Origin of the sequence: Carboxydocella sp. ULO1 (assembly GCF_002049255.1) — a bacterium.
GTDB lineage: Bacteria > Bacillota.
In genome coordinates, this window is sequence record NZ_BDLQ01000058.1 from 14,983 (window position 1) to 36,228 (window position 21,246).

General features: G+C 52.3%; 20 protein-coding genes and 1 riboswitch. Of the genes, 3 read left to right on the top strand and 17 right to left on the bottom strand.

Annotated features, from left to right (window positions below):
* Positions 1-32 precede the first annotated feature (32 nt).
* From ULO1_RS08255 to ULO1_RS08275, 5 genes are all read right to left on the bottom strand, one after another.
* Positions 33-1,199 (bottom strand): aminotransferase class I/II-fold pyridoxal phosphate-dependent enzyme, encoded by a 1,167-nt coding sequence (locus tag ULO1_RS08255; protein ID WP_079906474.1) that lies wholly within the window; start codon positions 1,197-1,199, stop codon positions 33-35.
* Positions 1,196-1,681: an Lrp/AsnC family transcriptional regulator gene (locus ULO1_RS08260; RefSeq protein WP_079906477.1), complete on the bottom strand. Its 486-nt coding sequence runs from the start codon at positions 1,679-1,681 to the stop codon at positions 1,196-1,198. The genes ULO1_RS08255 and ULO1_RS08260 overlap by 4 nt, the downstream gene beginning before the upstream one ends.
* Positions 1,682-1,769: 88 nt before the next feature.
* On the bottom strand, positions 1,770-3,356 hold the full coding sequence (locus ULO1_RS08265) for an AarF/ABC1/UbiB kinase family protein (RefSeq protein WP_079933366.1): 1,587 nt from the start codon (positions 3,354-3,356) through the stop codon (positions 1,770-1,772).
* Between the two features lie 74 nt (positions 3,357-3,430).
* Positions 3,431-3,640: a cation transporter gene (locus ULO1_RS08270; protein WP_078665392.1), complete on the bottom strand. Its 210-nt coding sequence runs from the start codon at positions 3,638-3,640 to the stop codon at positions 3,431-3,433.
* A complete protein-coding gene (locus tag ULO1_RS08275) occupies positions 3,591-5,987 on the bottom strand; it encodes a diguanylate cyclase (protein WP_079933367.1) in 2,397 nt (798 codons plus the stop codon). The genes ULO1_RS08270 and ULO1_RS08275 overlap by 50 nt, the downstream gene beginning before the upstream one ends.
* A 166-nt stretch (positions 5,988-6,153) precedes the next feature.
* Here ULO1_RS08275 and ULO1_RS08280 point away from each other — a divergent pair, with 166 nt between their 5' ends.
* Positions 6,154-6,597: a DMT family transporter gene (locus ULO1_RS08280; RefSeq protein ID WP_078665394.1), complete on the top strand. Its 444-nt coding sequence runs from the start codon at positions 6,154-6,156 to the stop codon at positions 6,595-6,597.
* Between the two features lie 9 nt (positions 6,598-6,606).
* On the opposite strand, the gene ULO1_RS08285 is transcribed toward ULO1_RS08280, so the two are convergent.
* From ULO1_RS08285 to ULO1_RS08305, 5 genes are all read right to left on the bottom strand, one after another.
* Positions 6,607-7,893 carry a homocysteine synthase gene (locus ULO1_RS08285; RefSeq protein ID WP_078665395.1) on the bottom strand — a complete coding sequence of 429 codons (1,287 nt, stop codon included), beginning with the start codon at positions 7,891-7,893 and terminating at the stop codon, positions 6,607-6,609.
* Positions 7,894-7,958: 65 nt separating this feature from the next.
* A riboswitch (SAM riboswitch) is annotated at positions 7,959-8,063 on the bottom strand.
* Positions 8,064-8,137: 74 nt separating this feature from the next.
* A complete protein-coding gene (locus ULO1_RS08290) occupies positions 8,138-8,701 on the bottom strand; it encodes a SurA N-terminal domain-containing protein (protein ID WP_079906470.1) in 564 nt (187 codons plus the stop codon).
* Positions 8,702-8,755: 54 nt separating this feature from the next.
* The gene (gene rd / locus ULO1_RS08295) at positions 8,756-8,914 is read right to left on the bottom strand and encodes a rubredoxin (RefSeq protein WP_078665397.1); all 159 of its coding nucleotides are present in this window, start codon (positions 8,912-8,914) and stop codon (positions 8,756-8,758) included.
* Positions 8,915-8,933: 19 nt separating this feature from the next.
* The gene (locus ULO1_RS08300) at positions 8,934-10,121 is read right to left on the bottom strand and encodes an NAD(P)/FAD-dependent oxidoreductase (protein ID WP_159446862.1); all 1,188 of its coding nucleotides are present in this window, start codon (positions 10,119-10,121) and stop codon (positions 8,934-8,936) included.
* A 25-nt stretch (positions 10,122-10,146) separates the two neighbouring features.
* A complete protein-coding gene (locus ULO1_RS08305; protein ID WP_079933369.1) occupies positions 10,147-11,361 on the bottom strand; it encodes an FprA family A-type flavoprotein in 1,215 nt (404 codons plus the stop codon).
* Positions 11,362-11,505: 144 nt separating this feature from the next.
* On the opposite strand from ULO1_RS08305, the gene ULO1_RS08310 reads away from it, so the two are divergent.
* Positions 11,506-12,663, top strand: coding sequence for an HD-GYP domain-containing protein (locus ULO1_RS08310; protein ID WP_079933370.1), 1,158 nt, complete (start codon positions 11,506-11,508; stop codon positions 12,661-12,663).
* On the opposite strand, the gene ULO1_RS08315 is transcribed toward ULO1_RS08310, so the two are convergent.
* From ULO1_RS08315 to ULO1_RS08335, 5 genes are all read right to left on the bottom strand, one after another.
* Positions 12,660-13,793, bottom strand: a complete 1,134-nt coding sequence (locus ULO1_RS08315) for an ABC transporter permease (protein ID WP_078665401.1) — start codon at positions 13,791-13,793, stop codon at positions 12,660-12,662. The two genes, ULO1_RS08310 and ULO1_RS08315, sit on opposite strands and share 4 nt — an antisense overlap.
* On the bottom strand, positions 13,790-14,536 hold the full coding sequence (locus ULO1_RS08320; protein ID WP_078665402.1) for an ABC transporter ATP-binding protein: 747 nt from the start codon (positions 14,534-14,536) through the stop codon (positions 13,790-13,792). Before ULO1_RS08320 ends, ULO1_RS08315 begins: the two co-directional genes overlap by 4 nt.
* A 12-nt stretch (positions 14,537-14,548) precedes the next feature.
* Positions 14,549-15,562 (bottom strand): HlyD family secretion protein, encoded by a 1,014-nt coding sequence (locus ULO1_RS08325; protein WP_159446863.1) that lies wholly within the window; start codon positions 15,560-15,562, stop codon positions 14,549-14,551.
* Positions 15,549-16,157, bottom strand: a complete 609-nt coding sequence (locus ULO1_RS08330) for a TetR/AcrR family transcriptional regulator (protein WP_159446545.1) — start codon at positions 16,155-16,157, stop codon at positions 15,549-15,551. The genes ULO1_RS08325 and ULO1_RS08330 overlap by 14 nt, the downstream gene beginning before the upstream one ends.
* A gap of 119 nt (positions 16,158-16,276) precedes the next feature.
* Positions 16,277-17,677: an RsmB/NOP family class I SAM-dependent RNA methyltransferase gene (locus ULO1_RS08335; RefSeq protein ID WP_242946602.1), complete on the bottom strand. Its 1,401-nt coding sequence runs from the start codon at positions 17,675-17,677 to the stop codon at positions 16,277-16,279.
* 65 nt (positions 17,678-17,742) lie between these two features.
* Between ULO1_RS08335 and ULO1_RS08340 the strand changes: the two genes are divergently transcribed.
* Complete coding sequence (locus ULO1_RS08340; protein ID WP_079933373.1) at positions 17,743-18,753, top strand: aldo/keto reductase; 1,011 nt, start codon at positions 17,743-17,745, stop codon at positions 18,751-18,753.
* Here ULO1_RS08340 and ULO1_RS08345 read toward each other — a convergent pair.
* Both ULO1_RS08345 and ULO1_RS08350 read right to left on the bottom strand, forming a co-directional pair.
* Positions 18,696-19,796 (bottom strand): hypothetical protein, encoded by a 1,101-nt coding sequence (locus tag ULO1_RS08345; protein WP_079906461.1) that lies wholly within the window; start codon positions 19,794-19,796, stop codon positions 18,696-18,698. The two genes, ULO1_RS08340 and ULO1_RS08345, sit on opposite strands and share 58 nt — an antisense overlap.
* 122 nt (positions 19,797-19,918) lie before the next feature.
* Positions 19,919-21,112: an MBOAT family protein gene (locus tag ULO1_RS08350; protein ID WP_159446864.1), complete on the bottom strand. Its 1,194-nt coding sequence runs from the start codon at positions 21,110-21,112 to the stop codon at positions 19,919-19,921.
* Between the last annotated feature and the right edge of the window lie 134 nt (positions 21,113-21,246).

Here is a 21,246-nt window from a genome sequence, read left to right on the forward strand (position 1 = left end):
CTTTCCTGGCTTCCTGCTCATGCTCAGCTCTACTATCCTGCCATCCTGGACTGCACGAACATCCTGATACGCTTTAAGGCCTCCTGTAACTGGGCCAGGGAATAGGCATAGGAAATACGGATACAGCCTTCGCCGGCTGCCCCAAAAGCCGACCCCGGCACTACCGCCACCTTTTGCTCCCGCAGCAACTCGGTGGCAAACTGCTCGGAAGTTAGTCCTGTACTGCGAATGGAAGGAAAGACATAAAAGGCCCCTTCCGGTTCATGGCACTCCAGGCCTGCTTCCCTCAATCCAGCCACTACCAGTCGCCGCCGTCGATCATATTCCCGTACCATTGCCTCCATTTCCCCCCGGCAGCTTTTCAGCACTTCCAGTGCGGCCAGCTGCGCTGTAATCGGGGCACAGAGCATGGTATACTGGTGAATTTTCACCATCGCACTGATCAGATCAGGATGAGCGCAGGCATAACCCAGGCGCCAGCCCGTCATAGCATAGGCTTTGGAGAAACCATTTAGCAAAATGGTACGCTCTTTCATGTCCGGTAAAGCTGCGATACTGAAATGCTGCCGCCCATAGGTCAGATGATGATAAATTTCATCGGCAATAACGATAAGATCTCGGGCCCGGGCGATTTCGGCGATCCCTTCCAGGTCCTGACGGCTCAGGGTAGTACCAGTCGGATTATTGGGATAACAGAGCAAAACCGCCTTGGTGCGAGGGGTCAAAGCCTGTTCCAGAGCCGCCGGCGTCAAGCGGAATCCATCTTCCCAGCTGGTCGCTACTGGCACCGGCCGTCCTCCGGCCAGCAAAGTACAGGGCTGATAGGAAACATAAGAAGGCTCAGGGATAATCACTTCTTCCCCTGGATTGAGCAGAGCCCTCAAAGCAATATCCAGGGCTTCCGATACGCCAACGGTCACCATAATTTCTCGTCTGGGGTCATAGCTCACCCCCAGGTTAGCCTCCACATCCCTGCTAATGGCTTCCCGCAATTCCAGCAAGCCATGATTGCTGGTATAGTGGGTTTTCCCCTTCTCCAGCCCCCAGATACAGGCCTCCCGGCCCGCCCAGGGTGTGACGAAATCCGGTTCCCCTACCCCCAGGGAAATTACCCCTGGAGTTTCTGCTACCAGGTCAAAAAAACGCCTGATCCCGGAAGGCGGAAGCTCCCGGACCAGAGTGGCCACCTTCTCAATCACGGTGACACCACCAGCCGCTCATCATCACCGGCATCCTCATCCAGAATTACACCGGCCTGTTTGTACTTTTTTAACACAAAATGGGTGGTGGTGCTCTGCACATCTTCAAGAGTAGCCAGTTTTTCCGCCACAAACAGGGCCACTTCTTTCAGAGTGCGTCCCTCGATCAGTACCGCCAGGTCATAAGCCCCTGACATCAGAAAAACCGACTTGACCTCGGGATAGCGGTAGATGCGCCGGGCTACGGCATCATAGCCCTTATCCCGCTGGGGAGTGATCTTGACATCGATCATGGCGGAAACAGCATCATCACCGAATTTCTCCCAGTTAATGATGGTATGGTATTTGACAATTACCCTGTCCGCCACCAGTCGGGCGATAGCCTGGGCCACCTCCTCCTCCGGTTCTCCCAGCAAGCTTGCTATTTCCGCCGTCGTGTAGCGGCTATTCTGTTCCAGTAGCTCAAGAATTTCCCTTTCCATGTTTTTATCCAAGCCACTCCCTCCCCTTTATAACAGCTGATTTTTACTTTTGTATATTATAACAGCTGGGTCAGTACCTCTACAACCCCTATTTTACCTTTTTCAGTAAAATCATGGCCATCCAGGCGCCAAATAAAGTGGAAACCAGAAAACCGGATACCCCCAGAACAGGATAGCCAAATACCTTGGGGCCAAAACCGGCATGCAAAATCAGGGCCGAACCAACAGTAATGGCCGCTACAATCATACTCAAAGCCAACCGACTGGATATAACTTCCAGCATATCATATAACCACTGTAAATTACGGTGATGAAAAATAAAGCGCATTTCCCCCCTGGCCAATTGCTCCAGAATTACATGCATCTGTCGGGGCAGGTCCCGATTCAGTTTCTGCCATTCCCCCCACCAGCGGGGCAAATCCTGCCACCACCCCTGCCATTCCCGGACCAGAGCCTGACGGCCCAGGGGTTCCGCTACCTCCAGGATATTGATTTCCGGATCCAGCTGAACCGCCAGCCCCTCAGCCAGCAATAGAGCCTTGCCCAGCAGAAAAAAAGGAGGCGGCATGCGAATCTGATGATTAACCGCAATTCCCACCATGCCCTGAATGATCTGGCCAAAAGAGATTTTCCCTCTCCCCATGCCCCTGGTTCGCTCCAGCAGGCAGGCCAGATCCTCGAATAACCGGTAAAAATCCACCCGGCCCCGGGGTTGACCCATCTTGAGGGTTAATTCCACTACCTCATCAGTCCGTTGCCGCCATAAAGCTACCATCAGCTGTGCTACCTGTTCCCGAAACTGTTGATCAAACCGGCCTACAGCCCCAAAATCCAGCAGAACTATTTTGCCCTCTCCATCCACCAGGATATTGCCGGGATGAGGATCGGCATGAAAAACCCCGACATTAAAAAGGGGATAAAGAAAAACCCCCAGCCAGTGCCGTGCCAGCTGCCGTCTTTGTTCCCATTCCTCCCGCTCAGCCAGGACAGATAGTTTTTCTCCCGCGATATATTCCATAGTCAGTACATCCTTACTGCTATATTCCCAGAAAACCCGGGGCAAGCGCACAGGCCAGGGACATTCCCGATAGAGAAAGGCAAAATGTTCTACCGCCAGTCCTTCTGCCGAGAAATCCAGTTCCCGTCGGATAATGCGCCGGAATTGCTGATAAAGCTGCTCACTATCCAGCGTCTCCTGGATTACTCTCACTTTTTGCAGATAAGGCAGCAGCCGCTCCAGGGCAACCAGGTCCCCGTTGATCTGTCGTTCAATCCCGGCCCGCTTGATTTTAACAGCTACCTTTTCCCCGCTGGGCAAAATAGCTAAATGCACCTGGGCGATGGAAGCAGAGGCCAGAGGTTGCCAGTCAAAATAAGCAAAAAGCTCTTCTACCGAGCGGCCTAAGCCGCGCTGGACCTGAACCTTTACTTCTTCAGGGCTCATCAAGCCGGCCTGATCCTGTAACTCCCGCAACTGCTGACACAATTCTTCCGGCAGAAGATCCGGCCGGGTACTGGCTACCTGTCCCAGTTTGATAAAAGTCGGACCCAGTTCCTGCAGCAAAGCCCTGACCACCTCGCCAATGGCCTTCAATTCCCGCAAATGCCGGTAACGCCAGAGGTAATTGGCTATTTTCCAGGCTATTTCCCCGGTACGATCCACTCTGCTGTACAAACCTTACCACCTCAGGTTATATTCTGCCAAAAAAGTAAAAGGGCAATACCCGTATTCAGGTATTGCCCTTTTACTTACTTGACTACATCATAGCCGGCCTCTTCAATGGCAGCATGCAAAGCAGCTAAACCAGTTTGATTTTCATCATAGGTAACTGTCACTTGTTTGGCTGCCAGATCCACTACAGCCTCAGTGACCCCACCAACCTGCTTCAGCGCCTTTTCCACTGCCATTTTACAATGGCCGCAGCTCATGCCCTCGACATTGATGACTACCTGGGCCATTTAGCTCACCTCCTTCAACCAGGGCAGTAAAGATTTCTACAATTCGGGGATCAAACTGTTTCCCGCTCTGTTCCCTGATTTCCAACAGAGCCTGTTCCGGACCTTTGGCTTCCCGGAACACCCGGGTACTGGTCATGGCATCCCAGGCATCCACCACCGCCAGGATCCGGGCCTCCAGAGGTATATTATCTCCCGCCAATCCGTCAGGATATCCGGAACCATCATAGCGTTCATGGTGATGGCGGATAATCAGGGCTACTTCTGCCAGAACCGGTATGGTCTTGACCACTGCCCCACCGGCAACAGCGTGTTGTTTTAACTGTTCCCATTCTGCTTCTGTTAAATCGCCTTCTTTGCACAAAATCTCCTTGGTTACTTCCATTTTACCAATATCATGGAAATAGGCTGCCAGTTGTAACAGATTAAGGCGTTCTGCCGTCAGACCCATTCGTTCTCCTACTTTACAGGCCAGCATCATCACCCGTTCGCTGTGCCCGAAAGTATAGCGGTCCCGGGCATTGATGACTGTAATCATAGTCTTTAGCCGTTCCAGCTTGTTTTTCTCTTCCGCCGGCAGAGACTCCAGCAGAGCATCCATAAAGGTCAGGTGGTAAGCCACCCGGTTACGGCCATTGTACTTGGCCCGGTACAGAGCTTCATCTGCCCGTTTGACCAGGTCTTCCAGGGTTTTGGCATGAACGGGATACTGGGCAATCCCGATGGAACAGGTTATCCGTCCACTGGGTTGCTGGAGCCGGCCTTCAAACCTGGAATCAGCCACTTTCTGGCGTATGCGTTCCGCAATGTCCAGAGCCTGTTCCAGGGAAGTCTCCCGCAGGATAATGGCAAATTCCTCACCCCCGTAACGGGCGACAATATCATCAGGTCGCACATTCTCCACCAGAATACGGGCAAATTCCTTTAACAGACGGTCCCCGGCCGGATGGCCAAAGGTATCATTGTACTGCTTGAAAAAGTCGACATCCAGCATCAACAAGGAAAGAGGCTTTTTATATAACTGCGCAGCCGCAATCTCTGATTGCAGTAGTTCATAAAATTGCTTCTGGTTATATAAACCAGTTAAACGGTCGGTAATTGCTCTGGTTTGCATTTCCTCAAAGAGCATGGCATTTTCCACCGATAACCCGATCTGGTGAGCCAGAGATGAAAGCAAACTGATCTCACTGGGGGTAAAAGTGTGTTTATGTTTGGTATAGACCTCAATGGTTCCCAGCAGCCCCCCCTTGCCCCTTAAAGGTACCACCAGCAGGGAAACGATCCCTTCAAAGCGTACCATCTGCACCCAGACAGTGCGTTCATCCCTGCGCAAATCATCGGTTGCAGATGGCAAATCGGTCAACATGACCCTGCCGCTATAACCTTCCCCTTTTTTCATCCTTACGGTTTTGACATATTCCCGGCTTAAGCCAATGGATGCTTTAATGCTCAGCTCATCAGCCTTTTCATCATACAGGAAAATAGCGGCATATTTGGCCCCGAATACTCTTTCTATCATTTCCAGGCCTCGTTGCAGGGTTTCGTCCAGATAGCGGGAAGCCACCAGCCCCTTGCTGGCTTCCTGCAAGTTCAGGAGGGAAACCGACAGGGTTTCAATAGCAGCCGCAATCTCCTCCAGCTCACTTCCTACTTTGGGCAGAGGAGAATGCAAATCAAATTTCAACCTCTGAATCCCTTCCTTGATTTTGTCTACATCTGTCAGCAGGGCCCGGGATAACCAGAAAACCCCCGCCAGGCCCATAACAAAGGTTAAAATAAAAACCAGTAAAATTTCGGTTTTCAGTTTATCGACCAGATTTTCAATGGGTTCAATAGTTCGCCAGACAAAGACATGACCAATTATCTGGTCATTACGGATCAGGGGACGCACAATCATCTGTACACCATTTTCAGTAAAAAGGTGTTCTTCCCAGATGTTTTTGTTTTCCAGCTGATGTACCCTGCGCAATAACTGGCGCAAAAACAGTTCTCCGCCCGGCGGTTCCTTTACCGCCACCAGCCAGTCCCGACCTTCCACATGGTAGGCTGCTCCCATCTCATCTGCGCTGCCTACCAGCTCAGCCGTGACCAGCCGTTGCAATTCCGCCTTGAGTTCCTGCCACTTGGTCCCTTCGGCAGCATTAATTACTCCCAGGCGGGCCATGATCATTTCAAAATCCCCTTCTATTTTTTTGTCCAAATGCAAGGATATCCGTTTAACCTGGTCCAGCATTTCGTCTTCAATCACTGATTTAGCCCGATAGACCGCCAGCCAGCCCGTCAGACCACAGGAAAAGAAGACAAGCACCGCTAGAATCAGCGTTAACCTGGTCCTCAGATTCAGTTTCATCTCCCCAAGCCCCTTTCTCCGCTATGAGCCCGAGTTATTCTGCCTGCTATCTAATAATTTATTTGTATTCTCCCTGCTGCAAAAAAATCCTCTTTTTACATAAAACATTACATTAATAGCCAGAATAATAAATGTAATTATCTTTTTCGACACGGGAGGGGAGATAATGAGCAATTGGACTGCACTGTTGATTCCGGTGGCAGCCGGGTCCCTGATGGCTGTACAAGGGGTACTTAACACCCTGCTCAACAAAAACCTCGGCCTCTGGCCTGCCACCCTGCTGGTACATTTGCTGGGACTGGCGGGAGTGGGGGCGGTGCTGATTTTTACCGGTACCGGTTTTCCAACCTGGGGGAAAATCAGTACAGTCCCCTGGTATGCCTATCTGGGGGGTTTTATCAATGTAGCCATTATTGCTACCGTCGTGCTGGGCATTAGCCGCCTGGGGGCCATTTCCGCCACTACAGCAATTATCGTCGGCCAGGTCAGCACCGCCGCCTTGCTGGATTATCTGGGCCTGGCTGGTCTTACGCCCAAACAGCCCCACTGGACCCACCTGGCCGGTCTCTTGCTCCTGGTTATCGGTGCCCGTCTATTACTGCAAAAATAAGTCCAGGCCTTAGGCCTGGGCTTTTTGCAGGGCCTGATCCAGGTCAGCGATCAGGTCATTGACATCTTCCAAACCAATGGAGAGACGGATCATTTCTTCCGTTACCCCGGTTGTCAATTGCTGTTCCGGAGTTAATTGCTGGTGGGTGGTAGAGGCCGGATGAATGACCAGGGATTTGGCATCCCCTACATTGGCCAGATGGGAGAATAATTCAAGGCTATCGATAAATTTCCGACCTGCCTCCAGACCGCCCTTAATGCCAAAGGTCAGGATAGCTCCCTGGCCCCGGGGCAGGTATTTTTGTGCCCTGGCGTATTCCGGGCTGCTTGCCAAACCAGGATAGTTAACCCATTCTACCAGGGGATGCTGTTCCAACCAGCGGGCTACTTGCAGGGCATTGCTGCTATGCCGCTCCATGCGCAGGGACAGGGTTTCCAGACCCTGCAGGAAAAGGAAGCTGTTGAAGGGACTCAAGCAGGAACCCAGATCCCGCAATAACTGCACTCTGGCCTTAACGATATAAGCCAGCGGTCCCAGGGCTTCATGGTATTTCATCCCATGGTAGCTGGGGTCGGGTTCAGTCAGACCGGGGAATTTACCACTGGCCGACCAGTCAAATTTGCCCCCGTCAATAATGACCCCGCCAATAGAAGTCCCATGGCCTCCGATAAACTTGGTGGCCGAATGGACCACTATATCCGCTCCATGTTCTATGGGCCGGCAGAGGTAAGGCGTCCCCAGGGTGTTGTCCACAATCAGGGGAATCCCGTTTTCATGGGCGATTTCCGCCACCCTTTCTATATCCAGCACATCCAGGCGCGGGTTCCCGATCAGTTCTCCATAAAGGGCTTTGGTCTTAGGGGTAATAGCCTGTCGGTAATTTTCCGGATCCCGGGAGTCGACGAAAATCACCTTGATCCCCAGTTTAGGGAGGGTGTGGGCAAACAGGTTATAGGTCCCGCCATAAAGGCTGCTGGAAGCTACGATTTCATCACCGGCCTGGGCCAGGTTAAGGATGGAGAAAGTGATAGCCGCCTGACCGGAGGAAACAGCCAGTGCCCCTACTCCTCCTTCCAGCTGGGCCATCCGCTGTTCAAACACATCAGTAGTGGGATTCATAATCCGGGTATAAATATTGCCCGCTTCCTTCAGGGCAAACAGGTCGGCCGCATGCTGGGAATCACGGAAGCAATAGGATGTAGTCTGATAAATGGGCACAGCCCTGGCTCCAGTAGCAGGATCAGGTTGTTGCCCGCCATGAAGTGCAATCGTATCAAAGCCTGGTTTTTTGTTCATTATCCTTTCCCCTTTCTTGAAAAAATTAAAAGCGCCCGAGAGGCGCCTGGCATAACCATGCTTCCCTCTCATCTCTCAGGCTTTTGCCTGCAGGATTTGGCACATTTCCGCCTTCAGGCGGCTGTTGCCGGGCTTCATCGGGCCAGTCCCTCCACCACTCGCGATAAGAGTCGCCTATTTATTTGTGTAGTATAACAATAGCATGTATATCTAAGTATGTCAATATAGTTAGTGGGGATTATATTTAAATTTCTTGCAATATCCGTTCCACTACCTGATCATTAATACGGATCTTCGCCTTTTTTTCCACCTCTGCCAACCTTTCCTGCAGTTTATCCTCCCCGCCCCAGTATTGCACCAGCTTCTGTCGTGTCAGCTGGAGCCGGTTATATTTGTGCATCGCCTCCACTGTCAGCCCCCGGGCCTGCATTGTAGCCTGGAAGGTGGCCTCATCGGGAAAATTGGCCCGGATTTCCTTGATAACCGCCTCTACTTCCGCATCAGTAGCTATCAGCTTTAGTCTGGTCGCCTCCTGCATTAATAAAGTTTCCCTGACCAGGTCAGCGATTACCTCTTCCCGGAGCATGGTCAGGGCATGCTCCCGGCTGGGCCCGTTAAAATCCGTGCCCTGAGCCGTGAGGACAAACTTTTTCTTCTCTACCCGGCGTTCAAAGTCAACGGTGCTGATCTTTTCGCCGTTCACTATGGCCGCCGTTTTATTATCCAGCTGCGGAGGAGAGGTAGTCTGTCTGGCACAGCCAGTAATGATGACCAGCAATACAATTACAAGCAACAATAGCTTGCGCATACAATCTAATCCTCCTTGCCAGAAAGGCCCCGGGCTTTCCCGGGGCCAAAAGCCTTACTCTTTTTCGAAATCTTCCTTGCCAGCGCCACACATGGGGCAAACCCAGTCTGCCGGCAGAGCTTCAAAAGGAGTGCCAGGAGCAATCCCATTATCCGTATCCCCAACTGCCGGGTCATAGACATAGCCGCAAATAACACAGACGTATTTTTCCATAAGAACATCTCCTTTCTTTTTATCCCTGTCCCAGATCCGCCAGAATCCGGGAAAAATCTGCTTCCGGATCCGTTTCCATGCCTTTTTCCACCGCCCGTTTTAACTGCCGGGCCAGGCCCTCATCTCCAATGACTATGGCACCAGTGAGCTGACGGCCCTGGAAACACAATTTGCAATAAAAACCCTCTTCGTCTGCCTTGACTTTCTGGCTACCACTCTCAGCCCAGTTGCCTATGGAGAAGACGGACGTGCCCATGACTTTAAGAATCGATGGCGGCGGCACCTCTACATATTTTTCCTCAGCGCCAGCAGCATTCATCCCGGCTACCCGCCCCTGAGCCTGAGCCACTGGCCACAGCCCCCAGACCTGGCCATTGTATTCCGCCACGTCCCCGCAAGCCCAGATTTGGTCCAGGGAAGTGCGAAGAAACCGGTCGACCACAATGCCCCGCTGGCAGGCAAGTCCGGCAGCCTGGGCTATTTCCAGATTGGGCCGTACTCCAGTGGAAAAGAGAATAAAATCCGCCAGCAGCTGTCGGCCATCAGCCAGTTGCAAAGCTTCTACTTTTTCCGTGCCGGTAATGGCCTGGGCCTGGGCAGCCAGCACCAATTCAATCCCCGCTCTCTGGGCAGCCCGGTGGAGGTAGGCTGAAGCTTTTTCATCCACCTGGCGAGGCAACAAACGCGGATTGTGTTCTAATACCGCCACCTGAATACCGCGCTGACTGAGAGTCCAGGCCGCTTCCAGCCCCAGCGGTCCCCCTCCGATGATGATCCCTTTTTGGCCTGGCCGGGCGAATTCATTGATTCGTTGGGCATCCTCAGCCGTGCGCAGGGTAAAAACTCCTGCCAGCTGATTGCCCGGTACCGGTGGCAAAAAGGCCCGGCTTCCGGTGGCTATAATCAGGGATGAATAGGAAAGGACACTTCCGTCTTCTAACCACACCTGACGGGAAGCGGGATCAATCCTTTCCGCCTTTATTCCCAGCCTTAGCTCCACCCCCATTTCCTGATACCAGGCCGGAGGTTTTAACAAAAACTTTTCTACCTCAAACTCCTGGCCCAGAAGAAAGGATAGGCGCAAACGGTAATATGGTAGGTACTTTTCTGCTGCAACCAGAACAACCGGTTGCTCTTTATCCTGCTGGCGAATGCCTTCTATGGCACTAACAGCAGCTACCCCGCCGCCCAAAATTACTATTGCCATCGGCCATACCCCTTTCCCATCTCCTCTAGCGACCGGTTTCATCTTTGCCCAGGCTTTGAGCAAAGGCCACCCCGAACTCAAAACAGTCCCTGAGTTCCTTCTCACTGGGTTTAAAGTTGACCCGCAATGCCGGTTGCACTACCTTGAGGCCCAGGGCACTCATCCGTTCCTCCAGCATTCTGGTTGCCTCCCCGCTCCAGCCATAGGAACCGAAAGCGGCAACAGGTTTGTTCTTATTCTTGATGGGACATACCACCGAGAGCATATCCCAGGCGGGTTTGACAGCATCCCTGTTAATGGTAGGGGAGCCGACCAGAAAAGCCCGGGCTCGTTCTATTTTTGTCTTCAACTCGCTCAGCGGTATTTCGGTAATATCCACCACTTCTACTTCACAGCTATTGACACTGGCAATCCCCCGGGCGATCTCTGCCGCCATCGCCTTGGTGTAGCCATAAGCTGAAATATAGGCGATCAACACCGGACCCTGGTGCTGCTCTGCCAGCAATTGTTTGCTCCACTGTTCATAGAGGTCAACAATTTCCCAGCCCTTGCTGCGCAAAACAGGACCATGTCCAGGACAGAATACATCTATGGGCAAATTGCGGATTTTATTGATGGCCTCCAGTACGTAGCTGACGAAAGGACTCATGATTACATCATAGTAATAACGCAGGTCAGAACTGAAATCCCCGACCAGGTCATCGAAAATCAGCGGGCTGCTGTAATGGCTGCCAAAACTATCACAGGTGATCAGCACTTTGTCCTCGGGAATGTAGGTATACATAGAATCCGGCCAGTGCAGGAAGGGGGCCATAATAAACTGCAGGGTTTTCCCTCCCAGGTCTATAGTCATGCCCTCTTTGGCCTCAATCGACGGAAATTCCCGGTTGGTAATGGCTTTCAGAAAGCGCAAAGCAGATTTGGACCCCACCACTTTGGCATTAGGAGCCAGGTCCAGCAGAGCAAAGACGCTGCCAGCATGATCCGGTTCAGTATGGTCAACGATAATATAATCAATATCAGCAGGGTTCACTACCTCTTTCAGCCGGGTCAGGTATTCGGAGAAAAAGCGCTCCTTGACAGTTTCAAATACCGCTATCTTTGCCCCTTTGACAACATAAGAGTTATATGTAGTGCCATGGGCTGTTTCCATCACAATATCAAATACCCTTAAATCCGGATTGAGGGCCCCTGCCCAGTAAATCCCTTCTTTTATTTTGATCGCTCCAACTCTATCCATTTAAAATACCCCCTTGCATTTGAGCTTATTAGGAATTATTATTAGTTATATCATATTACAAAAATCATAGATTGTCAAAAGTTTTTATGTTAAGATATTCTTCATCAGGCAGCAAATACCTGCAAAGGAGTGGCAAAAAAAAAAATGGATAGCTGGAAAGTATCTTTGTTCACTTTAATCAGTACCTTCTCCCTGGCCCTGGACCTGGCGGAAAACAAAAAACTGGAGCACGCCCAGCGGGTAGCATATCTGGCCTTACGCACCGGCGAAAAACTGGGACTTGCTCCTGACCGCCTGCTCCTGGTTTTTTATGGCGGTCTGCTCCATGATATCGGCAAAATCAATGCTCAGCTCCCGGTAGAATCTCACCCTCTGGCCGGGGCCCGCTGGTCCGCCCAGCTTCCTTTGTTAACTGAAATCGCTCCTATTATTGCTGCTCATCACGAAGCCTGGGATGGCAGCGGTTTCCCACTGGGCTTGAGCGGTGAGGAGATTCCCATAGAAGCCCAGCTCCTTTTCCTGGCCGATCAGATTGAAAACCAGTTTGGCCAGGACTATGACCTGCTACCGGTGCAGGAACGGATTGTCGCCTTTGTGGAAAAGGAAAAAGGCAAACGCCTGGCTCCTGTAGTAGCCGATGCCTGTCTGGAACTTTTGCAGGAACCTCGTGTTTATTATGACCTGGCCCATCGCAATTTAGCCCAGGCCATCCGCCGCCGCAGCCAGGTTTTTGAACAGGATATCCAGCTAGCATCCCTGGAACATTTAGCCCTCCTTTTCGCTGACCTGGTGGATGCCAAAAGCCCCTATACCGCCACCCACAGCCGCCGGGTTGCCAATACCGCCTTCTACCTGGGCCAGGCCCTGGGCCTGCCAACCGCTCAGTGCCGTCAGCTCTATCTGGCTGGTCTCTTACATGACCTGGGCAAGCTGGCTGTCCCCTCGGCTATCCTGGATAAGCCAGACCAGCTCACCCCCCAGGAATACAGCCGCATCATCGCCCACGCCTATTATACCGAACGGCTGTTGATGGAAATCCCCGGTCTGGAGGAGCTGGCCTTCTGGGCCGCCGCTCATCACGAAAAACTGGATGGCAGTGGCTATCCTTCCCGTCTGCGGGCAGACCAACTGCCCTTGCCCGCTCGTATCCTGGCAGTAGCTGATTATTATCAGGCCCTGGCTGATGACCGTCCCTATCGGGCTGCCCTGCCCAGGGAAAAAATTTACCACCTCTTGCGCCAGGAAGCGGTTGCCGGCCGCTTTGACGCCAGGGTGGTAGAGGCTTTGCTCAATCTCTTTTAATCCAGCCGTTTACGGAAGCGCAAAACGGAAAGAGTACAGATGATTGCCGTCAGCACAGCCAGCCAGAATGATACCTGCCAGAGATGGGAAAAATCCGCTCCCCGCAGCACGATGCCGCGGACAATCTGCAAAAAGTAGGTTAATGGTAGAACCTGCCCAATCCAATAGATGATTTTAGGCATGGATTCCCGGGGAAACAAAAACCCGGACAAAAGAATACTGGGCAACAGAATCAAAAAGGCCATCTGCATAGCCTGCAGCTGGTTTCGGGCAACGGTAGAAACAAACATACCCATCCCCAGCGCACAGGCCAGAAAGATAGTAGCTAACGCCAGCAGCAACGCCACGCTGCCAGAAATTTTCACCCCGAACCAGAAAACCGCCACCGCCAGTACCAGCAAGAGATCAAAAAAGCCGATAAATACATAAGGAACCAGTTTGCCGATAATCAGTTCCACCGGCTTGATGGGAGTAATAATGATTTGCTCCAGAGTCCCCCGTTCCCGCTCCCGCACCAGGGCAAAAGCGGTGAGAATCACTGTTATGTTCTGCAAAACCAGACCCATTAGCCCCGGGATATTAAACCGCAGACTTTCCAGATTAGGGTTATACCAAACTCTCGTCCTCATATCCAGAGCCAAATTCAACCCCGGCCCGGCTCCCTGCCGTTCCAGACGCTGGGTAACCAGATTGAGATTTAGAGACTGGGCCAGCATCTGGGCTGCCGAAAGGGCAGTGCGGGCCACCAGCGGATCAGATCCATCCAGCAAAACCTGAACCTGGGCCATTTCTCCCCGGGCTAAACGCTTACTGTAATCTGGAGGAATAATCAGAGCCACCCTGGCTATCCCGCCATCCAGATAACGGCGGACTTCCCCGGGATTTTCGGTCCAGTAGCGTAAATCAAAGGTACCGGTATTGGCCATGGCACTCACCAGCTCCCGGCTGGCTCTGGTTTTACTTTGATCACAGACCAGGGTCGCGATGTTTTCCACATCAGTACTGATGGCATAACCAAAAAGCAGCATCATCATAACCGGTACCCCAAAAATCATGGCCAAACTGGGTCGGTCCCGGCTGATTTGAATAAATTCTTTCCATATTATCGCTTTCAGTCGCACCCAGCTCATCGGCTTTCACCCGCCTTAGCCTCTTGCCCAGCCACAAAATTGATGAATATATCCTCCACTGATTGTCCTCCGTGCCGGGCCTTGATTTCCGCCGGGGCACCGAAATCCAGCAAACGCCCTTGAAAGATAAAGCCCAGTACATCACATTGTTCTGCCTCATCCATATAGTGGGTAGTGACCAGGATTGTTACTCCCTCTTCTGCCAGGCGGTGAATCAACTGCCAGAAAATGCGTCGGGACAAGGGGTCAACCCCGGCAGTAGGTTCATCTAAAAACAGCAGCTGGGGCTCATGTAAAAGGGCACAGGCCAGGGCCAGTCGTTGTTTCCAGCCCCCTGATAGTGTACCCGCCAGCTGTTCCTCCCGGTCCCCCAAACCGGTCAAGTCCAGGAGATAACGGTAACGCTCCTCCAGTTTCTTGCCCTTTAACCCATATACCCCGCCATAAAAGCGCATGTTTTCCCTGACAGTTAAATCCTCATAAAGGCTAAACTTCTGCGACATATAGCCTATATGCTGTTTAATCTTTTCCCCATCCTTCAGGTCTATGCCCAGCACTGTCCCCTTGCCTGAGGTCGGAGTGAGAATTCCGCACAACATGCGGATGGTGGTGGATTTGCCGGAACCATTGGGGCCAAGAAAGCCAAAAATTTGTCCCGGCTTGATGGCAAAGGAAAGGTTATCTACTGCCTTGCGGTCACCAAAAATCTTGGTCAGGTTTTCTACCTTGATGGCATATTCCACTGGCCACTCCCCCTATTTCAGCCTGACTTCCACCGCCTGGCCCGGTTTAAAGCCACTGGACCCGCCGGAAGTGATTTCAACTTTTACTTTGAAGACTTGAGTGGCTCTTTCTTCCCTGGTTTGAATATTTTTAGGTGTAAATTCCCCCTGGGGAGAAATATAGACGATTTTGCCTTCCCCTTTGAGCTTGCCATTTTCCGCCTCCACTATCGCCTTCCTTCCCAGTTGCACCCGGTCCAGCTGGCTCTGGGGTACAAAGATATTTACATAAAGGCGGTCCTGATCTACCAGATTTAACAGGGTAGAACCGGGATTGGCCAGCTCCCCCACCTTGAGAAGGATATTCTGAACCACTCCCCTTACCGGAGCTACTACCCGGGCCTTATTCACCTGCAATTGGGCCAGGGCCTCCTGCTGACGAGCTGCCTCCACCTGGGCGTCCTGGGCAGAGAGGGAATAGGAGGTAGCTCCCGCCTGGAGTAAGCGGACTTGCTCCCTGGCAGCATCAATCTGAGCCTTGAGGCTATTTACAGCGGCCTGGGCACTGGCTTCTGCCGCTTTTGCGGCTTCCAGCTGGTCAGCGGTAGCTCCCCCGGTTTGGACCAGCTCCTCTACATCCTGGCGCTGACTTTGCAAACGCTTCAAATTCTCCAGAGCTCCCTGCAAAGAAGCCTGCAGAGCCCGTACCTGGGCCTGGGCCTGGGCGATTTGTTGCGGACGGCTACCTGCTTTCACATCACCAGCCCTGGCTTCGGCCGCTGCCCGGTTAGCCTGCGCCAGCGCCAGCTGCAGGCGGGCCGCTTCATCATCCAGTTTAGCCACTACCTGGCCAGCCTTGACCAGCTCCCCTTCCTTTACCAGTATCTCCTTGACCTTGCCGGCCGTTTCCGCCACTACCCGGTATTCCTCGCCTTCAACCCAGCCGTTATAAACATCTTCTGCTGGTTTTCCCTGCTGTTTCAGCCAGCCATACCAGCCCAGTCCTGCCAGCACCAGCAGGACCACCACAATTCTAACTCCCTTCATCATTAGTCACCCCTTCCATGATAATTTTTATCATTTCAGCTATCATCTTATCCATCTCCGGTTCTTCAGGCAAAGCAGGCTTGAGCAAGCCCTTATACATTAAAGACGAAACCATCGCCCCCAGTAATATTTGAACCAGGGCCGTTCGATTTACAGGCCTCAGCTTTTCTCTGTCCAATTTCTTCTCCAGAAATTCCAGTACTGCTGCCCGTAGAGGCAAGATTATTTCCTTGAGCAAATACTCCCTCAATTCTGGCTGCAGAGCTGCTTCCAGCAAAATCAGCTTGAACAGCTCCTGATTCTGCTCGATGATAGTCAGCCGCTGCCGCAGAATCTTCTCCAGCGCCTGGGCCAGGGGCAATTGTTCGGTCTCCGCCCAGGTTCGCATCAGACTGCTGATCATAATCGGTTCCAGTACACCCTGCAGGAGAGCTTTTTTGGTAGGAAAATAATGAAAAATAGTACCCTCTGCCACCCCTGCCTCCCGGGCAATCTCTCTTGTAGAAGTACCGGCATAACCTCTGGCACTGAATAGCTTCAGGGCTGCTGCCAGGATCCGCTGCCTGGTTTCTTCTCCTTTACGGGTTCTGGCCACTTCCCCTCCCTCCCTCCTTTTCGAGTAAGTACTCAATTTATTATATTCGATAGTATTGTTTCTTTTCCTGCCTGGAGGTAAAGAATATAAAAAAAACTCCGGGAATTTTCCCGGACAAACTAACTCTGAAGTCGCCAGCCTTTAGGATAATAATTTTTTAAATAGCCATCTACTGCCAGGGCCCAGCCCAGTGGCCACCGGTCCAGACAGAGCAAATGCCAGCCTTTTGCCGCTCCAGCCGGCAAGGTCTCGCCTTTCAGGTATTTCCTCAGCTCCGGAGCATCCAGGGTGAAATAGACCGGCTGGGCAAACTGTTCCGGTTTTAAAGCCATCGCCAGGGCATAATCAGGATAAAATTTGCCTTTATAGAGATTACCCAGGGTCAATCCGGGACGAATCAGTTTTAATCCCTGCAATACCGGCAATTCCGGGGGTACAAGATAGAGGGTCCCGCCATTCAACCAGTAACGCCCATTCAATTCTGTTTTTAAATAGTTCTGGCGGAAGCGGTGCCAGGAGGCCAGTTCCCTGGCTCCTTCGGCCAGGTAGGGATCAGTACCACCGGGTCTGCCTGCTCCAGCCAATCTGCTTCCATTGTTATTTTTGCGCAATCTGGCCAGAAAATGTCCTTCTCCTCTGTTTTTATGCGGCCAGATCCGGCAAGCCAGGGCCAGTTCCGGCCTGCCCCCTACCACCCAGTCGGGGCGGCCCGGGCTATAGAGATGGGCCTGAGGCACCGGCTCCAGCTGAAATTCGGAATGTTCCTGCAAAAACTCCTGGATTGTCCCTTCGTTTTCATATGGATTAAAGGTACAGGTAGAATAAACCATTACTCCCCCGGGTTTCAGCATCCGGGCAGCTGCCCGCAAGATCTCCCTCTGCATCTGCCGGCAGCGTTCCGGACCAAACTTCTGATATGCCCCCATGCTCTCCGGCTCCCGCCGGAACATCCCTTCTCCTGAACAGGGTGCATCCACCAGAATTTTATCAAAATAGCCGGGAAAATGGCGGGCCAGCCGCTCTGGTCGTTCGTTGAAAATCAGGCAATTGGTTAAACCAAAAGTCTCAACATATTTAACCATGGGCCGGATGCGCTGGGGATTATTATCATTGGCTACCAGAATCCCTTTTCCTTGCAATTTGGCTCCAATCTGGGTGGTTTTGCCCCCCGGAGCTGCACAGAGATCCAGTACCTTCTCCCCTGGCTGAACCTCCAGAGCTTCCACTGGCGCCATGGCACTGGGTTCCTGGATATAATAAAGTCCGGCATGGTAGTAAGGGTGTTTCCCCGGTCGCTCTTCTTCCTGTAAATAATAACCTTCCCGACACCAGGGCACCCTCTCCAGAGGAAAAGGAGCGATTTTTTCCCACTCAGCCTGCTGAATTTTCAAGGGATTTTGGCGCAGGCCGTGCTGACTCTCTCCCGCCAGGGCGGCCAGGAACTCCGGCCATTCCTCTCCCAGCAAGGGTTCAAGCCTCTGTACAAACTCCCGGGGTAGTCGTTCTGCTGTGATTGCCAAGCCGCTTACCTCCTCAGACAGGATTTTTAGCATCGATGTGGAATTAAGTCCTTTGAGGTGATAATATGGAATATCGTCAACTTTCCGGAACAGATATCGTTGTCTCCCGCCTGGGCTTAGGCGGCATTCCCCTGCAAAAGGCAGAACCTGAACAGGTAGCCAATCTTGTGGCTGCCGCCGCTGACTACGGCATAAACTTTATCGATACCGCCCGTGGTTATGGTGCCAGTGAAACCTTGCTGGGCCAGGCCCTGAAAGGCTATCGTTCCCGTTTTCTGCTGGCCAGCAAGTCCATGGCCCGGGAGCGGGAAACCATGCTGAAAGATATTGAAACCAGTTTGCGCCTATTACAAACCGACTATCTTGACTTCTACCAGTTACACAATCTCAGAACTCCTGCGGACTGGCAACGGGTCACCGCCCCCGGCGGAGCCCTGGAAGCCCTGTTTCTGGCCAGAGAGCGGGGCTGGGTCCGCTGGGTTGGAGTAACTTCTCATTCAGCGGAAATCATGGCCCAGGCCATCAAGTCCAGCCTTTTCGCCAGCATGATGTTCCCCTACAATGTGGTAGAACAACAAAACCGGGGCCTCTTTCAATCAGCCCGGGAGCATGGCCTTCTCACTCTGGCCATGAAGCCCCTGGCTGGCGGTTTTATCCCTGCGGCAGATCAGGCTTTGCGCTGGTTAGCCGCCGATCCAGCTGTCGATTGCCTGCTGGTGGGAATGGCTTCTGCTGCAGAAGTCACTGCTAATGTCCAGGCTCTGGCCCAGGGTGCTCTTGGTATTGAAGAAGAAGAGAAACTTCTGACCTGGGCCCAGGCAGCTGGCCAGGAGTTCTGCCGCCGCTGCGGCTATTGCCTGCCCTGCCCCCAGCAAATCGATATCCCCATGGTTTTTCTACTGGAAGGCTATTATGACCGTTATGATCTCAAGGAATGGGCCCAGGAGCGCTATGCCGCCCTCCCCGTTCCAGCCAGCCAGTGTCAGGCCTGTGGCCAGTGTCAGGAGAAATGCCCCTATCAGTTGCCCATCCCGGCCAAACTGGCCCGGGCGGCAGGTAAACTGGCTAGCTCCTGAGCCAGTTGCTCCGCTACCTTCCGGTTACCTTCTGCCATGAGGTGAATCTCATCAGTAAACCACTTACTCTCTATCAGCTGGCTGTAGTCCAGGGAACGGCAGTTGTGCCGCCGGGCTGCAGCCAGTATTTGCTGCTTTTCCTTTTCCCAGCGCTGTACATCAATTTTATACTTTTGTTTCAATAACTCCATATTGGCAGGAGTAGCATAAACCAGGGCCGGTCGACCTGCGTTTTCCCATTCCCGCAACAATTCCAGGTAAAGCCGCCACTCCAGATTGGCAGTGGTTAAATTCAGGGATGCCAGTTGCCCTCCGGCCCCTTTTAACAAAACCTCCTTTTTTTCCTGCCAGGGTCTTCCCTGTCCTGCCTGCTGTTGCTGTTTCTGCTGCCACTGCTGAGGCGCCTGGCTGCGTTCGGCTGTACCCTGAACCAGATCAGATAAATGCAAAAAGTCCCGCGCTACCACCTGGCGATAGCGATAAAAACTCCAAACCGCCGCTACTTTCTCCCCCAGTTGCTCTTCCCTGCTGGTCTCAGCTACTTTTATGCCCAGGTTACGAGCTGCCTCAGCATTGCCGGGCAGGCGTAGTACGTCCTGAAAGCGCACTCCCCCTTTTTCGGCAAACCAGCCCCGGCTGATATTATACACCAGAATATCCACCGGCATTTTTTTCAGCTGACGTACCAGAAAATAGGCTTCTGCCGGTTTCAAACCCTTTATACCCAGGTTAATTACAGTTATCTTTTGACCGGGAAACTTCTCCCGCAGGGAGCGGGCCAAATAAGCCGGAATAGTACGGTCAGCAGGTGTACTGGAACCATACATTTCCGAATCCCCCAGACAGACTACCACCAGTCCGGGAGCGCGTGGTAACCGGTCCAGCACTACCCGGATTGAACCCAGATCAGGATTATTCACCCGCCAGTCCTGTTTTTCCAGGAGCCGCCAGTCCAGATAGCGGTTCAGGCCCCAGTCCACCAGGAAGAGGCCAATTATAATCAATATCAGTACTTTGCCATTGAAAGGCAAAATTTTGTTCATACCTCTTTCTCCTTAAAATTGATTATAGATAAACTGGGTTTGTCCAAGAGTAGAGCCCAGTACAGCCAGTAAGATCAAACCAAGCCAGAAAATAGCCGCTATTAGCTCCCGCCAGCTCAGCATCAGCCACCGCCTCCCATAATCTGCAGAACCCGAAGGGCCTGTTGCAGGTTTGTAGTAAAAGGTATCCAGGCCAGTACAACAAAATTATATGTAATGAATATGGCCAAACTGCGATACCAGTACTGGTCAGGCCAGCTCTCGGGTAAACGGGGCAGAAGATAGCGGCGATAAAGCCGCCAGAGAATGAGCGCCCCAGCATGGAGCATCCCCCAGAAAATAAAGTTCCAGCCCGCTCCATGCCAGAGACCGGTTACAAACATGACCACCAGGGTATTGAATAAAATCCGGCGGAAAGCCACCCGGCTTCCCCCCAGGGGGATAAAAAGATTGTCCCGGAACCAGCGGGTCAAAGACATATGCCAGTGTTTCCAGAACAGAGATATATTCCCTCGCAAATAAGGCCAGTCGAAGTTTTCCTGGATTCTCAGACCAAAGAGACGGCTGCTGCCCACAGCTATATCAGTATAGCCGGAAAAATCCACATAGAGTTGCCAGGCATAGGCGTGAGCTGCCAGCCAGTAGGCTCCTGCAGACAGTCCGGGCTTGCTCAAGCCACTGGCCAGTGGAGCCAGCGCCGCTGCCACCAGCAATTTCTTGAACAACCCCAGCAAAATGCGTTCCAGCCCCTCCCAGAGGTAATTCCACTGCCAGCGCTGTTTTTCTCCCAATTGGCGAGAAAAATCCTGCCAGCGTTCAATAGGCCCGGAAGTAAGAATGGGCCAGAAAAAGGAATAGCCCAGGAAGGTTATTAACTCTCTTTGCTCAACCTTGCCCCAGTAGCTATCGATTACATAATGCAGCCAGCGAAAGGTGACAAAAGATATCCCCACCGGAACCGCCACCTTTTCCCAGTGCCAGCGGCCCGGCTGTCCCAGGGCCTGTAAAGCCTGATTGAGTATTTGTAAAAGAAAAGCAAAATACTTGGTATAAAGCAAATAAAAACTCACCACTATTATAGCCAGTGCCAGCAGCCAGGCTCGCCTCTGGCCCCACCGACTCAGAATTTCTCCCAGCAGAAAAGTTAGCATGGCCAATCCCAGCATTAATAAGCCCTGCCCAGGATACCAGTATAGCAGGAGTGCGATATTGCTCAGAGCCAACCATAAGCTGCGGCTGCTGCTTCCCGGCAAGAGCCAGAAAACTCCCACCATGACCAGCAAAATCAACCCACTGGTCCAGGATAATAAAACCATGGCTGTCCATCCATTCCCTTCTGTTTTAGATATTGCTATTTGGACATAAGCTAATTGTAGCATATTTCCCTTTCTGATAACAGTAACCGGTTAGGCTGACCGATGAAAAAGACCTACCATCCAACCTATATATT